17 protein-coding genes are annotated in these 16,433 nt (G+C 41.3%); 16 read left to right on the plus strand and 1 reads right to left on the minus strand.

Annotated features, from left to right (window positions below; all coding sequences use genetic code 11):
• Positions 1–200 precede the first annotated feature (200 nt).
• From groES to DFR59_RS18140, 15 genes are all read left to right on the plus strand, one after another.
• Positions 201–488, plus strand: coding sequence for a co-chaperone GroES (gene groES / locus DFR59_RS18070; RefSeq protein ID WP_114747070.1), 288 nt, complete (start codon positions 201–203; stop codon positions 486–488).
• A gap of 45 nt (positions 489–533) precedes the next feature.
• A complete protein-coding gene (gene groL, locus DFR59_RS18075) occupies positions 534–2,168 on the plus strand; it encodes a chaperonin GroEL (RefSeq protein ID WP_114747071.1) in 1,635 nt (544 codons plus the stop codon).
• A 349-nt stretch (positions 2,169–2,517) separates the two neighbouring features.
• Entirely contained in the window at positions 2,518–2,844 is a 327-nt protein-coding gene (locus DFR59_RS18080; protein WP_114747072.1) for a PadR family transcriptional regulator, read from the plus strand.
• A complete protein-coding gene (locus tag DFR59_RS18085; protein WP_114747073.1) occupies positions 2,841–3,491 on the plus strand; it encodes a permease prefix domain 1-containing protein in 651 nt (216 codons plus the stop codon). The genes DFR59_RS18080 and DFR59_RS18085 overlap by 4 nt, the downstream gene beginning before the upstream one ends.
• 24 nt (positions 3,492–3,515) lie before the next feature.
• Positions 3,516–3,809 (plus strand): hypothetical protein, encoded by a 294-nt coding sequence (locus tag DFR59_RS18090; protein ID WP_114747074.1) that lies wholly within the window; start codon positions 3,516–3,518, stop codon positions 3,807–3,809.
• 303 nt (positions 3,810–4,112) lie between these two features.
• Entirely contained in the window at positions 4,113–5,333 is a 1,221-nt protein-coding gene (locus DFR59_RS18095) for a multidrug effflux MFS transporter (RefSeq protein WP_114747075.1), read from the plus strand.
• A 189-nt stretch (positions 5,334–5,522) separates the two neighbouring features.
• Positions 5,523–5,855 (plus strand): hypothetical protein, encoded by a 333-nt coding sequence (locus DFR59_RS18100; protein WP_114747076.1) that lies wholly within the window; start codon positions 5,523–5,525, stop codon positions 5,853–5,855.
• Between the two features lie 207 nt (positions 5,856–6,062).
• Complete coding sequence (locus tag DFR59_RS18105) at positions 6,063–7,136, plus strand: beta-propeller fold lactonase family protein (RefSeq protein WP_114747077.1); 1,074 nt, start codon at positions 6,063–6,065, stop codon at positions 7,134–7,136.
• A gap of 235 nt (positions 7,137–7,371) precedes the next feature.
• On the plus strand, positions 7,372–7,869 hold the full coding sequence (locus DFR59_RS18110) for an LURP-one-related/scramblase family protein (RefSeq protein WP_114747078.1): 498 nt from the start codon (positions 7,372–7,374) through the stop codon (positions 7,867–7,869).
• A 357-nt stretch (positions 7,870–8,226) separates the two neighbouring features.
• Positions 8,227–9,957 (plus strand): ribosomal protection-like ABC-F family protein, encoded by a 1,731-nt coding sequence (abc-f, locus tag DFR59_RS18115; protein WP_114747079.1) that lies wholly within the window; start codon positions 8,227–8,229, stop codon positions 9,955–9,957.
• A 211-nt stretch (positions 9,958–10,168) separates the two neighbouring features.
• On the plus strand, positions 10,169–10,696 hold the full coding sequence (locus tag DFR59_RS18120; protein ID WP_245948529.1) for an ABC transporter permease: 528 nt from the start codon (positions 10,169–10,171) through the stop codon (positions 10,694–10,696).
• 380 nt (positions 10,697–11,076) lie between these two features.
• Positions 11,077–11,406 carry a hypothetical protein gene (locus DFR59_RS18125; protein ID WP_114747080.1) on the plus strand — a complete coding sequence of 110 codons (330 nt, stop codon included), beginning with the start codon at positions 11,077–11,079 and terminating at the stop codon, positions 11,404–11,406.
• Between the two features lie 146 nt (positions 11,407–11,552).
• A complete protein-coding gene (locus DFR59_RS18130; RefSeq protein ID WP_114747081.1) occupies positions 11,553–11,813 on the plus strand; it encodes a hypothetical protein in 261 nt (86 codons plus the stop codon).
• A gap of 123 nt (positions 11,814–11,936) precedes the next feature.
• Positions 11,937–13,331 (plus strand): hypothetical protein, encoded by a 1,395-nt coding sequence (locus DFR59_RS18135; protein WP_114747082.1) that lies wholly within the window; start codon positions 11,937–11,939, stop codon positions 13,329–13,331.
• A 131-nt stretch (positions 13,332–13,462) separates the two neighbouring features.
• Positions 13,463–14,080, plus strand: coding sequence for an HAD family hydrolase (locus DFR59_RS18140; RefSeq protein WP_114747083.1), 618 nt, complete (start codon positions 13,463–13,465; stop codon positions 14,078–14,080).
• Positions 14,081–14,136: 56 nt separating this feature from the next.
• On the opposite strand, the gene DFR59_RS18145 is transcribed toward DFR59_RS18140, so the two are convergent.
• Positions 14,137–14,913 (minus strand): NUDIX hydrolase, encoded by a 777-nt coding sequence (locus DFR59_RS18145; RefSeq protein ID WP_114747084.1) that lies wholly within the window; start codon positions 14,911–14,913, stop codon positions 14,137–14,139.
• Positions 14,914–15,609: 696 nt separating this feature from the next.
• Between DFR59_RS18145 and cpaB the strand changes: the two genes are divergently transcribed.
• Positions 15,610–16,416: a Flp pilus assembly protein CpaB gene (gene cpaB, locus DFR59_RS18150; RefSeq protein ID WP_114747085.1), complete on the plus strand. Its 807-nt coding sequence runs from the start codon at positions 15,610–15,612 to the stop codon at positions 16,414–16,416.
• The last annotated feature ends 17 nt before the right edge of the window (positions 16,417–16,433 follow it).

Below are 16,433 nucleotides of genomic sequence, written 5' to 3' on the forward strand. Positions count from 1 at the left end.
TTGGATAAGCATATATTATCAAGGTGTGTCAAATAGAGGCGGGGCCCGCGAAATTTGGAGGATTTTTTTCGAAAAAAATTGTAGGTTCCTGCTTGCAAAATAGGCATGAGTTATTTAATATAATAATTGTGTTAGCACTCAATGAGTAAGAGTGCTAATAAATAACCAATTACATATTATTTCTGAGGAGGTTGTTTCACTTGTTAAAACCACTAGGTGACCGCGTCATTATCGAACTAGTAGAGTCAGAGGAAAAAACGGCTAGCGGAATCGTGCTGCCAGACTCAGCAAAAGAAAAGCCGCAAGAAGGTAAAATCGTTGCTGTCGGTACAGGTCGTGTATTAGAAAGCGGAGAGCGCGTGGCTCTTGAAGTAGCTGTAGAAGACCGCATCATCTTCTCTAAGTATGCTGGTACAGAAGTGAAATACCAAGGAACTGAATATTTAATCCTTCGCGAAAGCGATATTTTAGCAGTAGTAGGCAAATAATCCAATTCAACATTCATCGATAAAATTTGAGGAGGTTGTTTCATAATGGCTAAGGAAATTAAATTCAGCGAAGAAGCACGCCGTTCCATGCTTCGCGGTGTAGATAAATTAGCAAACGCAGTAAAAGTAACGCTTGGACCAAAAGGACGCAACGTCGTACTTGAGAAAAAATACGGTTCCCCGTTGATCACCAACGACGGTGTAACAATCGCGAAAGAAATCGAACTTGAAGATGCATTCGAGAACATGGGTGCAAAGCTTGTAGCTGAAGTAGCAAGCAAAACAAACGATGTTGCCGGCGACGGTACAACAACCGCAACGGTTCTTGCACAAGCAATGATCCGTGAAGGCCTTAAAAACGTAACAGCCGGTGCAAACCCAGTCGGACTTCGCAAAGGAATCGAAAAAGCGGTTCAGACTGCTATCGAAGAACTTAAAGCGATCTCTAAGCCAATCGAAGGCAAAGCTTCCATCGCACAGGTTGCAGCAATCTCTGCAGCTGACGAAGAAGTTGGCCAATTGATTGCAGAAGCAATGGAGCGCGTTGGAAACGACGGCGTTATCACAATTGAAGAATCTAAAGGATTCTCTACTGAGCTTGATGTAGTGGAAGGTATGCAGTTCGACCGTGGATATGCATCTCCATACATGGTTACTGATTCCGACAAAATGGAAGCAGTCCTTGAAAATCCATACATCTTGATCACTGACAAGAAAATCACAAGCATCCAGGAAATCCTTCCTGTCCTTGAGCAAGTGGTACAGCAAGGCAAGCCACTATTGCTTGTAGCAGAAGATGTTGAAGGTGAAGCACTTGCTACATTAGTAGTGAACAAACTTCGCGGAACATTCAATGCAGTAGCTGTTAAAGCTCCTGGCTTCGGCGATCGCCGTAAAGCAATGCTTGAAGACCTTGCCGTCCTTACTGGCGGTGAAGTCATCACTGAAGATCTTGGCTTGGATCTTAAATCTGCAAACATTACTCAATTGGGCCGTGCAGCGAAGGTTGTTGTTTCGAAAGAAAACACAACGGTTGTTGAAGGTTCAGGCGAATCTGAAAAAATCGCAGCCCGCGTTAACCAAATCCGTGCTCAATTAGAAGAAACTTCTTCTGAATTTGACCGTGAAAAACTACAAGAGCGCCTTGCTAAGCTAGCTGGCGGTGTTGCAGTGGTTAAAGTCGGTGCAGCAACTGAAACAGAATTGAAAGAGCGCAAACTACGCATCGAAGACGCCTTGAACTCTACTCGCGCAGCAGTAGAAGAAGGAATCGTATCCGGTGGTGGTACAGCTCTAGTGAACGTATACAATAAAGTGGCTGCTATCGAAGCAGAAGGCGACGTTGCAACTGGTGTGAACATCGTTCTTCGCGCATTGGAAGAGCCAATCCGTCAAATCTCCCACAACGCTGGCTTAGAAGGTTCTATCGTAGTAGACCGTCTAAAACGCGAAGAAATCGGCGTAGGTTTCAACGCAGCAACTGGCGAATGGGTAAACATGATCGAATCCGGTATCGTTGACCCAACAAAAGTAACGCGTTACGCTCTTCAAAACGCAGCATCCGTAGCAGCGATGTTCCTAACTACTGAAGCAGTAGTAGCAGACATCCCTGAAGAAAACGGCGGCATGCCAGACATGAGCGGCATGGGCGGTATGGGTGGAATGGGCGGAATGATGTAATCATTGCCCACACCTTTTTGAAAAATCCCTCTGGACCTTATTGGTTCGGGGGGGTTTTTGGTTTTGGGATGATAAAGAAGGGTTTTGAAGTGATTTGCTGACAAATTGCTAACATAAAGTAAAAAGGCTCCTCATTAGTTAATTTAACTTTTGGGGAGCCTTTTTCTTTTTAAAAGAACTTACTCAAATTGAATTGTCCTTTCATTTGATGAATTTTATTTCAATGTTGTTTTGTTTGAAATGATAGTGATTGTGTTTAATGGTAAAATTTGTTTTTTCTATTGAAAGAGCATTGTTATACGATGTAAATTGTTTTACAATGTTAATGTAAATAAATGGAGGTATTTCTATGGACAGGGAACTGCTGAAGGGCAGTATTGAAATATTATTGCTTTCATTATTAGCGGAAGCGGATTGTTATGGTTATGAAATGACAAAAAAATTACGGGTATTAAGTGATGACGCCTACCATATGAATGAGGGAACACTGTACCCTGCTTTAAAAAGGTTGGAGAAAAAAGAATGTGTGACATCGTATTGGAGTCAGGGGTCGGATGGCGGCCGGAGGAAATATTACTCTATTACCAAAACCGGGCGTACTGTTTTGGAGGAAAAGCTGCAGAACTGGAAACAAATCAATAAGTTAATTGAAAATACAGTGGAGGGATTATCGTGAAGGAGATAATCGAGAAGTATGTAAATGAAATCACCTTGGATTTGCCGGATGATCAACAGAAGGAATTAAGGGAAGAGATTTATATACACCTTCAGGACCATGTCAAAGAACTTATAATTAAAGGATATTCTGAAGAAAAAGCGATCCGGTACGCAATTAAATCCTTTGGTAATCAAGATAAATTGAATCGGGAGTTAAAGAGGACACTTTTTCCCTATTATAAGCCGATTCGATTTGTGTGGAGTGTTATTTTGGTTACAGCGTTTTTATGCCTTGTTTCCTATTCTTCTATGGAATACTACCACCCGGAATTTGATAATCATTTACCAGCATACAGTGTGTTGATGGGCATGTTCATAGTGACCCTTATCGCCGGGCTAGGTGAGGTTTTGTATGAAGCCATTTCCAGTCTGGTACAGGTGAAATGGGTGTTAAATCCTTGGCTTTTCTTTTTGGTGCCGTCATTGATAGTTGGCGGAATTCAAACGCCACAGCTGTTTAAACATCCAGAACAATATCAGGGTAGCTTGTGGCTGGACTTGTATGCCGTTCCAATCGGTGCATTTGCATACATCATCTCAAGGCAGCTGTTTACTTCTCTCTTTGTGCGCAATAAAAATAATTATAATACGACGAAGGTTAATTAAAGTGATAGTATGGAGGTCGTTTAATTGTTTGATATTACAATGAAAAAGAAGAATATACTGATTCCACTGTTATTATTCGTTATCAATCTACTATTCTCAGCATTTCTTATTGAAGAATTAATCGATGCCTCTGATCCAAATTACGGAGTAGCGGGTTTCTTTACACCTATAATTGGTTTGATGTCTCTTATATACATTAGAAAGTTAGAGGGGGAAAATCTAATTCCTTTGTTGAGATTTTTTCAAATTTGCAACTGGATGTTTATTATTTTCCCTATAGCGGTTTTCTTTGATGGAATCCTTATTATGATTGGTTAATTATTACCTATAGGTAGTATGAAATATGTATGGATTATATCTACAGACTTTTCCAACTGCTTGGGTCATACGAGAACCTGTCATAGTAGCTTTAGGCCATACACTTTTGAAATCCCTCTGGACTTTTTTGTTCGGGGATTTTTTGTTTTGGAAGCGGAGGGACGGTCCTGCTGCTTCCCCAGGTGAAACGGGACACTAAACCTGTCCCCATGTCCCAAAACTTTTTTAGTGAAAGTTTAGGTTTAAAGTTATACACTTAGTAAAGTGTGATTTTATTATACAACTAGATGGGGGAATATAGATTTGAATACTTTATCAAAGTCCAAGCGGTTGCAGCTTGCTCTTTTATTAGGGTCGCTTTCGCTTATTGGTCCTTTTACGATAGATACTTATTTGCCTTCGTTTCCAACGATTGTGAATGATTTCCATACGCATGCTTCTCTGGTGCAGGTCAGCTTGACTACTTGCTTGCTAGGGTTGGGATTGGGGCAATTGCTGATTGGGCCGTTGAGTGATATAACGGGCCGTCGAAAGCCTCTTATTATTTTTCTTAGCTTGTATTTGCTGTCTTCGTTAGCATGTGCTGCAGCACCGAATATTTACACATTGATTGCAGCCCGTTTTATTCAAGGGTTTGCGGCAGCGGGAGGATTGGTTATTTCCAGAGCCGTTGTGCGCGATCTTTATAGCGGAAGGGAACTCACGAAGTTTTTTGCATCATTGATGTTGATCGGGAATCTCGGTCCGATTGTCGCACCGATTTCAGGTGGCTTTATTCTTACGTTTGCCAATTGGAAAGGTGTTTTTATTGTCCTGGCTTGCATTGGACTGATTCTCACGTTGACGGTTACAATGAAACTGGAGGAGACGCTGCCTGCTGAGAGACGGATTCCAAGCAATTTTAAACAAGTACTTGGTAACTTTGGCTCTTTGCTGAAGGATCGTGAATTTGCAGGATACGCATTTACACAGGCTTTTACTGTTGCGGGTATTTTTGCATATGTATCTGGAATTTCCTTTGTTTATCAGAATATATATGGCGTTTCGCCTCAAACTTTTAGTTTCCTATTTGGAGTCAATGGCATCGGGTTGATCATTGGTACACAGCTTGTTGGCCGCTTTGCGATTTTTACTGAAAAAACGTTCTTGAAGATCGGTCTGCTTCTTTCTAATACAGCTGCATTGGTGCTGCTTTTTGCGCTGATCGTAAAAGCACCTTTAATAGCTGTTGCGATTCCCATTTTCTTTGTGGTTATGTCCATTAGCATTATCGGGACATCATCCTTTTCCTTGGCAATTGAAACCAAGGGCCATATGGCCGGAAGTGCATCAGCGTTATTGGGCGTGCTGCCATTTCTGCTAGGTTCCCTGACATCCCCATTAGTCGGAATAGCAGGAGAATATACAGCGATCCCAATGGGAATTGTTATGTTCTCAGCAAGCTTCATGGCCTTTTTATCCTACTTTGTCTTAGTCAACAAAGGTTCCATTAATTTAAAATCTGGGAGAAAGCTTTATCAATAATTAACTTTTCTCACGTAGGTAAGAGATGCTTCCTGTATTGTACAGGGGGCATTTTTTTTATGAAATAAGCATTTTAAGTTGGGTATTTTTGGGTATTGTGTAGTGTTAGCTTCATTCGAGAGACTTGAATTCTTGTAAAGGCATCGGAGATCGAAGAATAGTAATTTAAATACGAAAGGAAGATGATGAATGACAGAAAAGCATTACATTCGCGAAGGTTTGGCCAACATGTGGAAAGGCAAAGAGGGCGTTGGCGGCAAGCTGTACCTGAGTTCAGAAATGCTTCACCATAAGCCACATGCTATTAACTTCCAGAGAGAGGAGACGTATCTTCCATTGACGGATATTTCGAAAGTGGAGCGTGAACGCTCTAGGCTGCTGGGGCTTCCACTGATCAATAATGGATTGAAAGTGACCACACACGAGGGGCATGAGGTGCGCTATGTAGTGAATAAAGCAGGAGAGTGGGTGGACGCCATCGAGCGGGCGGCTGCCGAGGCGAAGAAGCAGATCGTGATTTAGCGTTCGAGGGAGCGGCGTTGCGGTTTTGGTGTTTTCTAATATAGATATTAAAATCCTAAAGTCCTGAATCACTTCGGTGGTCCAGGGCTTTTTCTATTATGGTAAAACTCCGTGATTTGCTTATTGTTATCAGTGAAATTGGGACAGTAAACCTGTCCCCATGTCCCGCGGATTTTCATAGGATAGTATGTTAGGAGGTGAATTAGAATGAGAGGAATTCATAATAGTTCTAAACGACTGCGGGATTTGAGTCAAAATGAAGGCAGTCATGGAAGCGATAAGGATAGGATGAGACATGTATGCCGGGAGCTTGCTTATGTAACTAATTCGGGGACGGATGACTGTCCAGGTAATACGGTATCGGTCATTGATACGGAAACGGATCGTGTAGTCGATACGATTAAAGTAGGGAGTCGGCCAACCGGGGTGGCGATTACACCTAATGGCAGAAGAGTTTATGTAGCTAATCGGGAAGACAACTCGGTATCGGTGATTGATACGGCAGCTGGTAAAGTGGTTGATACGATCGATTCAGTTGGAAATGGTCCGGTAACTATCGTAATTACTCCTGACGCTACGAGGGCTTATGTGTCTAATTTTCGAGAGAATACAGTGTCTGTTATTGATCTTACCAGTAATGTAGTCACGGATGTTATACCTGTTAGACACTTTCCTTTAGGCCAAGCAGTGGGCAACACCCCTTTCGGAACAAGGGATTATGTTGCGAATTTTTATGACGACACGGTTTCCGTCATAAATGCCAATCCGAATTCGAAGTTTTATAATAAAGTCATTTTTACGATCTCTGTAGGGGATGGACCGGTGGATGTAGCGCTCACCCCAGACCGGAGCACGGCTTATGTAACAAATGAATTTAGTAATACAGTGTCCGCGATTGATACAGGAACGAATAAGGTGACGACGATTGCGGTAGGCAGGGCTCCTACAGGTGTTGGAATCGGAAATACTCCATATGGGATAAGAGCTTATGTTACCAATGAAGAATCTGATGAAATTTACGTCATAGACGCAGCCCCCACATCTCCTACCTATAATACAGTCGTCGATGTCATTGTGAAAAATGTAGGAGACTCACCGAGCGATGTCGCCTTTACCGCTAATGGATTAAAAGCATATGTCCCGAACAACTTTGATAACAACGTCTCAGTAATCGACACATTCACCAATAAAGTAATCCGCACAATTGATGTCGGAGTATTTCCCAATTTAATAGCGATAGGCAGAGTGTGCAGAATCAACAGTGAACATCATGAAAACTAAAAAGTGGGGAAGCAGGGGGACGGTTCCGGTGCTTCCGAATATAAAAACCACATTTTGAAATAATACGTTCAAGTCCTGTATCACTTTGGTGGTGCAGGGCTTTTTCTATGAAGGTGGGATATTCGAGAATGGCTGCTTGCTGCCAGTGGAAATGGGACAGTAAACCTGTCCCCATGTCCCGTGTGTTAAACTGTAATTAATTGAATATTCTTTTATTGTGGGAGAGGGGTGCTGTATGAAACAGCTTTATATTAAGCAAAAGGTGTTCAGTTTGAACAGTAAGTTTACGGTCAAGGATCAGGAGGAGAATGATGCTTATTATGTTGAAGGAAGCTTTTTAAAAATCCCGAAGACGTTCTCCGTTATGAATACAGCAGGAGAAGAGGTTGCACTTGTCACGAAAAAGGTCATGAGCTTTTTGCCGAAGTTTTTTGTGGAGGTAAATGGGCAGGAAGTGTTGACCATTAAGAAAGAGTTTTCGTTCTTGAAAGCACGCTATACGATTGATGCGGCGGGAATTGAAGTTAAGGGCAACTGGCTGGATATGGATTTTCAAGTCTTGCAGAATGGGGAAGTGATCGGGCAGGTGAGCAAGGAATGGTTCACTTGGGGAGACAGCTACAGGGTCCAAGTTATGAAAGATGAGATGGAGACCATCCTTATTGCGTTGGTTGTGGCGATTGATTGTGTGAAGGCCGACCAGGCCGCAGCTTCTTCAGCAGCGAATAATTAAATTCAGAAAAAACATTGACATTCTCATCCATGTAAAAATATACTAATGATGAAAGTTTCAAAATCTAGAAAAGGAATGGTACTGAGCGAATGTGGAATTAATCTTATTTTGGAAGGGATAACACTCATATGAATATGAAAATGAGAACCTGGAGAAATAGGATTAGTCTGTCCATAAGAGCCTTTGCCGTTTGCCTTACAAATACACACAGAGTTTTTTTGTGCATGTATTTGTATGGAATTAAACGTATGCAAGTTTATTTGTGATGGATATAGATGCTAGCCTCTCCAGGGTTCTTGGAGAGGCTTTTTATTTTGAAAAAACCTCTCAAAAAGAACGTAAACAGAGGTGATAGTTATGACAATGGTCATACAAGGAAAAGGATTACAGAAAAGTTTTGGAGAACGTGAGATCCTGCGGGATGTTCATTTTGATATACGAAAAGGGGAGAAGATCGGCCTTGTCGGCTGGAATGGTGCTGGGAAGTCAACGTTTGTGAAGATTCTTATGGACATGATGAAGCCTGACAAAGGATCCGTGACGATGTGGCCGGCAAACTTGAGGATCGGCTACCTGCCGCAGTCGACAGACTATTCCTTGTCGATTGATTCTGAACTGTTGAATGATGGGGAAAAGTTAATGGAGACCAGCAAGCTGCTTGGTCTCGCGAAGGATCGTTTGGATCAAGAGGAGTTTGGGCATTTGAGCGGGGGAGAAAAGCTGAAGTTGTCCCTTGCGAAAATCTGGGCGAATTCGCCGGAGTTCTTGATCCTGGATGAACCGACCAACCATATGGATATGCAGGGGGTGGGTTGGCTGATTGATGAGGTGAGTAGCTACACGGGTGCTGCCATCATCATTTCTCATGACCGCTACTTTTTAGATGAAACCGTCTCGAAAATATTTGAGCTGGAAGATGGGGAGCTTACGATATACGACGGGAATTACTCCGCTTATCAACAGGAGAAGCATAGAAGGTATGAACAGAATAAGCGGGATTATGAAAAACAGCAGCGGAAGGTAGAGATGATCGAAAAGCAGATCACCAATTTAAAAGAATGGTCAGCGAAAGCCCATCGCGAAGCGGGGAAAGGCGGGTCAGATTCGGAAAACCGCCAGATGGGACTGCGTGAATTCGAGCGGGCAAAAGCCAAGAAAACCGACAACCAGGTAAAGTCGAAGATGAAACGGCTGAACCTGGAATTATCGAAGAATGAAGTGAAGAAGCCGAAAGAAGAGAAATCCGTTACGTTTCAATTTGAATCAGACATCAAGCGGGGCAAGCGGATTTTGGAAGCAAAAGGAATCAAAAAAGAGTTCGGCAGCCGGGTGCTGTTTGATAAAAGCAATTTTTACGTGAAGCATGGGGAACGGATCGGCTTGCTTGGACCGAATGGAGCAGGGAAAACGACATTCATTAATATCCTGCTTCAAAAAGAGGTGCTTACGGGCGGGGAACTATGGATCAGTGAATCGACGAAATGCGCTTACCTATCACAGGATGTGAGCGACCTTCCTAGCGAAAAGACGCCGCTAGAGTACTTGGATCTGACAGAGAAGCAGCTGCAGACGAAAGCGAGAACCCTCATTTCTACTATGGGGATCGGGCAGGAAATTCTGGAGAAGCCGATTTCTCAGTTAAGTCTTGGAGAGCGGACCAGGATCAAGCTCATTCAGATGATCCTGATGGAATATGACTTGTTGATTTTAGATGAACCGACGAACCATCTGGATTTGCCGAGCAGGGAAGAGCTGGAGAGAACGCTGAGTACGTTTACCGGAACCCTGATCATCGTGTCGCATGACCGCTACTTGATTGAAAAGCTGTGTAATAAATTGCTGGTCATTGAAGACGGAAAGATCCAGCCTTTTGAAATAGGATTGAAAGAATATGAAGAACGAAAAAAGAACGTGCATTCACAAGAAGAACGAAATGTCCTCGAAGAACTGGCTCTGGTTGAAACAAAAATGACAGAGCTGCTGGGGAAAATCAGCTTCTTGGTGAAGGATACGGAAGAATATAACCGCATTGATAAAGAGCTGGCGGCGTGCATGGAAGCGAAGCGCGGGTTGAAGAAGCTGTTGTAACTCCTATTGGCATAATAGTGAGATACAGCGGAAATAAGTACCCTCTGGACATTTTTGGTCTGGAGGGTTTTCTATTACTATTAGACGTATGAAGGGTTTTTGCAAGAGGATGGACAACCTCCCTGTCTCTTGTCTGACATCTACATAGTATGAATGTGGAGGTTTCTTTTTTAAGAGGAGCCTATCGAGTTGATAGGGAGGTGAATAGAGTATGTATCTAGACTATGATAATGAAGGCAAGTGCATCGAATGTCCGGATGTGAAAAAGCATCGGAAAGATGGCAAGCATAAAAACAGAAGGGAGTCCGCTTTTCGGGCAATCAATACTAAAGCCCAGCCTGTAGAGGCCAATCAAACGGTAAAAGTGTATTTTGATAGGGAAGAGTTCGATCTTGGCCATGAATACGAGCCTTGTCCGTCCGTCTTTGAGCCGCGTAATGACGGAGTCTATTTAATTACGACAACTGTTGGATTTCAACCTGAAAGTTTTAATGAAAATTACAGAGCCAGAGTGGAATTCAGAATAAATGGCCAGCCGTTTGAAGCTGCAGACAATGATTTCTGGGGCACAGGAGTCCCATATGCCAATGCAGTCGCAGTCACCGCCATCTTAAAGCTGGAAGCGGATGATACTGTAGAAGTTTTTGTGCAAAGTTCCGTCGCTGGAAGCATTTTAGCTTCAGTACCAGGAAGCGGAGTTAATTCTTTTTCAGGTGCTAGACTTGTAGATTTGCGATAAACGATACTATGGGAAGCAGCGGGACGTTTCTGCTGCTTCCTCTTAACTATGGTAATACAAAGATACATTCCGATCGGTTTTTTTAGTCTGAATATTATAATTACTTTAGTGAGAAATATTGACAATCATAGCGGAGCATGAAATTATGTATTTAGACAACCTCTATTTTCCTCTAACAATTAGTATTCTCCCTTGCTGCAAGATATGATAGGCTACCTTCAAATGGCCTTTCCCTCAGGATTCTCTCGCAACTCTTTAACATTCATTTTCCCTTTAAAATCAATAACATATTTTTTAGGAGGTGATATGCCTTGTAAAGAATAGATTAGTTTAATATTTTCAGACAGGCTATTTTATTTGTATATGAAGGAGGACAATTAATGGGTCACGATATTTCGGGCTACAATCATTCAGGGAAGGAAATTGCCTACGCACGTTTTAGTATGGGCAATTATAATGCTTCTTTATTGTACAGTTTTTTAGATGCACTTGATTATCATGCGGGAGCCAGTGGATCAGGAGGTGGATCTAAGTTTTCTATCGTGCAAATTGAAAATGCCTTAAAAGCTTATCATCAATATTATAAAAAAGAGGATACAAAGGCAGAAGATGAATTCGAAGAGTGGGATAAAAAGCAAATTTCGGATTTCTTGCAAAATTGTTTAGTCACAGCAAAAGAAGAAGGAAGTGTAAAAGTGTTATTTGGATAAACTTATTAATCTTCTGCGGAATACCTCAAATTCTAATCCACTATACTTGTCCACTCATAAATCTTTAATCCAAACTCCATCAAAAGATAATTTCAATCAATGATATAATGATTCAAACCACTATCCTTATGCGGAGGGACTAATCTATGAAATGGTCTGAAGTACGCAAGCTCTTTCCGGAACGTTGTGTATTAGTAGAAGCACTGCAATCACAAACAAAAGGAAAAGAAAAATTCATAGAGGAAATGGCGGTTATCGATGATTTTGAAAATGGAAATGCTGCATGGAAAGTCTACAAAAAACTTCATATGGAGAACCAGAATCGAGAATTATATATTTTTCATACGAACAATGAAGAGATAAAGGTGATTGAGCAGCCATATATAGGGGTGCGAAGAAAAATATAAAGCATGGGGAACGGTTCGCATGCTTCCCATTAACTTCGGAAGCCTAAGAACCGCCCCCACGCTTCCACATCCAAACTATGTTATAGTAGGAGTTAATAAATACTCTAATAAAGGGGTTTGGATATGATGGAAGATCAGATTAAATTGTATGATCATCACAAAGAGATTCAGCTGCAGCCTCAAAACGCCGCATTTTATTTGCAAGGGGAGATCATTGAAGCGATAAGCGGGGACAATGAATTGTACTATTTGTTCTTCTATAAATCCCGTTTTCTCACTGCGAAAAAAGCGAAAAGAGTTGCCCGTCTTTCCTACATTGAACAGGCTTATAAAAAAGGCATCGTTATCCAATCACCTCATCCGCTCATCCATTCATTGATTACTTCCAATCACCCCTGCCAGATCAACAGTTTTCAACCATTACTGAGAAAATTAGATACACTGTATACTCCGCAGGAAAAAGCCTTCATTCTCACATTTTTTGAATCCGTCATTCCTAAAAAACAACTATTTGAAGAACTGAAATCAATTTATTATACATATCGCCGAAACGGGCAGATGTATCTCGGCTACCAAATCGTCCGTATTTTAATGAATTTTGCACCGAAACATAGTTTGGTAAAAGAGCTTGCCCATAACATCATGTTCAATAAATTTGCCAATCTCTACAATGAAAAGCCAGAGAATCTAATGGCTAAAGACCAGCTTGCTGCAGAAAACATGTTATTTTCCCAGAAAGATGTTGATCCATACTTTGAGCAGCTTGCCGCCATTTTAGAAAAAGAATCCCGATGGATTGAACTGACTGCTCTATATATTTACAAGCTTACCTCAATTCCTTCTGCTGACCATTACAGCAACCTCATTAATCTGCTTCAACAGCATTTTACCGAAAATGAAACGATAGATATTTTAGAAAAATTATCCTTTCAAATACCTTCCTATCTTCCTTTACAAAAGGATTTATTCAAAAGATATTTACAAAGTCATCATATCGATGGAGTTTTCCGAATGGTCAATAACCATGAATTCACCCTTGATAGCTCCCAAGTTCAACTGCTGGGCGACGTGTTGGAACAGATGGATCCAGAAACACATTCAATACAGCCCGAGACACTTCAAACCCTGCTGAAATCGGTCATTCATTTACACCCGGAAAAATCCGAGCAGCTTCTGAATAAATTCGTCATCACCTTATTAAAGACAAATGATTTGGTTTATATGAAAGAATGGCTCAAGCCTTTGAAAGAAAATAATGAAATGCCGCGGATCTTTAAAACAATCGATACGATGCATCAGATCAGCGACGACTTAGACCAAATGCAAACGCTTGGAAAAATGTATTACGAATTTAAGCAGCTGGATAAAGCCCTCGAGTGCTTTAGCTGGGAAATGGAGCTCGAACCCGCTGATCCCCATCCAGTCCAATGGGTATCCAAGATCTATCGGGAAAAAGGGATGATCCAGGAATCAGAAGCCTATCGCGATTTGTGTGTTCAGCTTCAGAAGCAGGCTTAGAAAGCAATAGAACGGAACCTGTGATTTACTGGTATTTGGCTGCAGCCTTCCTGTAAAATGGAAAAAGGGCAACTGAATTATTTTATATCATCTTAATGGAAACCTAAATGTATATAATGAGGAGATTTTTTATGGACAGCATCATTTTTGATTTAGATGGAACGTTGTGGGACTCGCGGGAAACCGTTTTAGAAGCATGGAATGAAAAGATTGAGCAGCATGAAAAATTGAATCAACCGTTAACAGCGGAAGATTTCAAACAGACAATGGGACTTCAGATGAAAGAGATTGGAGAGATCCTATTTCCCTCACTATCGGCAGAGGAACGGGAAGTGTTCCTGCAGGAATGCTGTGATAGTGAATGCGATTATTTGAAAAAATCTGGCGGGAGCGTTTATGAAAATGTGGAAGAGGTGCTCAACGCACTGTCCAAAAAATATAAACTATTCATCGTCAGCAACTGCCAAGCGGGATATATCGAATCCTTTTATGACTATCACAAATTAGATCCGTTATTTTTAGACTTTGAAAATCCCGGCCGCACGGGGTTGTCCAAAGGGGAAAATATCAAATTGATCATGGAAAGAAACCATTTGGAGAGCCCCGTTTATGTAGGCGACACGGAAGGGGACCGCAAAGCGTCGGAATCTGCTGGCATCCCATTCGTTTATGCACGGTACGGATTTGGAGAAGTTGAGAAGTATGATTATGTAATCGATGAATTCAGGGATCTATTAAGGTTGTTTTGAGCAATGAAAAGGGAGTGCGTGTAGGACGATTTGTCCTTTGCACTCCCTTTTATTATTTAGCAATATTCTTTCTTGGCCTCGTATCTGCTAAGAAGTTCGTATGGCTTAACCTTGAATGTCTCATAGGGTAAATAATTGGCTTCCATGGCATCGAGGGTCCGGCTTCTAAATTGCTCTCTTGTAATATATTGATGAATATTTTCTCTAGTTAATTCAGTAAATGACACTTCCGACGTTTCATTTTCAGCTGGTCTTGGTTCACCAGATGTATACGTTCCTCTAAATACAACACCGGTTACCCCGGCTGTCATGTTTTGATAAATGCCAGTGATACCGAGGAGATGAACTTTGACTCCGGTTTCCTCGAAAATCTCCCGATGAACAGCCTCTTCCAACGTTTCGCCTTCTTCAACTTGGCCACCGGGCATTTCCATTGTATCTGAACGGTGGAAATTCCTGACCAGTAATACGTCGCCTGCATCATTTGTGATATATCCGCTGACTGATAGGATATGTCTTGGGACGTGATAGGTTGCCGTTGAGGATAAGAAATCTTCATTTCTGTCGATGTAAAGGTCTCCTGCTTCTACACTTTTCTCATTTGCTAATTTGTTGAGTTCACTATTTCTGATGAGTGTTTCAACTTGCTCGTAATGCTCCATGCTGTGATAATTCCAGACTTCCATGACCTCATCTCTATTATCATTCACCCAACGCCCGATTAATTTTGCACCGTGGCTCAAGTAATTGGGATAAATATAGGAATGAAAGAAATGGTTAAACTCCTCCAGCGTTTCCGGGTTAACTTTATAAGTAATTCTTCTATAGATCATATTTGATTCCCCCTTGTTCAATAAGTTCCACAAAGGGGACTGTTTTTCCTTTTAAATGGGAAATCGATCGTATTTTTGAAAATTCGCTCGCAAATCCTGAATTACGCTCGTAAAATTGACTTTTCGCTCGCAAAAGGCGGGGAGTATGCTCTATGTGAGTTTCTTTTCTCGAATGAGCACTCAGTCAAACCAAGTAATCCCCATCCAAACCACACAAATACCCCCTCGCGCATCCCGGTCTATCAACATTTTTTCACTTTAACGTATAAAACGAATTCTGCTTCAAAATACCTCCTAAATACCTATAAAATTTAATATTTGTAATAAATATCCATGTTAAATGACAAGCTATCATACTTTTATCACCAATAATCAGCTCCAGTTACTCATACCATTTACCTGTAAATTATCTTGAAATGAGAGTAAAAATAGTAAGAAAATAACAGACACGTTTCGACAAAGATCTGAGTGAATTTGACCAAAAAATGAACAGGTGATAAATACATATAAGGACGTTTGTGACATTTTTTTGAATAATTGTGTTTCTTTTTTAGGAAATCGAGGTATTTATAGGAAATGAATGGAACACTTTTCCTAAATATGCTACAAAATTACCATTTTACACATGTTTAGGAACTTTGTTGAGCCATATACGTATCGGTATGAAAGCCAAGTCAATGGAAGAGAGGTCAAGGAATGTTAGAGTCGAAGCGTAAAGCAATCATTTTTATCGTGATATCCGTATTACTCGCAGCAACAGCAGGTTTCCTGGTGTTAAAGAAAGTGCAGGCATTAAATACAAATCTGGGAACCAGTGTAAAAATCTTTGTTGCCAAGGATACTATCCCTTCGAGGTCCCTCATTACACCGGATGATGTCAAAACCGAAGAAATCCCAAAGAAATATTTGAAAAAGGGATACCATATTACGGATGTTAATGACTTGGTCAATAAAGTGTCGGTAGTGCCTTTAGCCAATGGAGACATCATCACGAAAAATGTCTTAAAGACCGCATCTGAAGTGGTCGATGAGAATAATCGATTGATTACATTGGCTCAAAATGAACGTGTGTTTTTTGATGAACAATTATTTTCACTAGATCGTGTCGATCTTATCGTCTCTGACCGCTTTTCCGGTAAGGAAGAAACAAAGATTTTTATGCGGGATGTTAAAGTGGCGCGAGTGTCAGATAATAGCAAGATGATTCAGGTTGAAGTTCCGCTGGACAAAGTTCCCGACTTGATTCAAATGCAGAACTATGCGGACAGCCTGCGGGTCATCAAAGCAAACGTAGGAAAATCCGAGTCATCAGATTCAAGACCAGCTGCTGAGGATCAGGAAGAAAAAACACCAACTGAACAAAAAACACCAACAGAACAAAAGACCGAAACAAAGCCGGAAACAAAACCAGCAGCGCAGCCAAAAGAACAGAAGCCGACACAAAAGCAGCCAGCTAAAGATACAAGCAAACAACCAGCGAAAACAACTACGAAAAAGCCATAATCATTTGACACATAACG

Source organism: Falsibacillus pallidus, assembly GCF_003350505.1.
GTDB classification, from domain to species: domain Bacteria; phylum Bacillota; class Bacilli; order Bacillales; family DSM-25281; genus Falsibacillus; species Falsibacillus pallidus.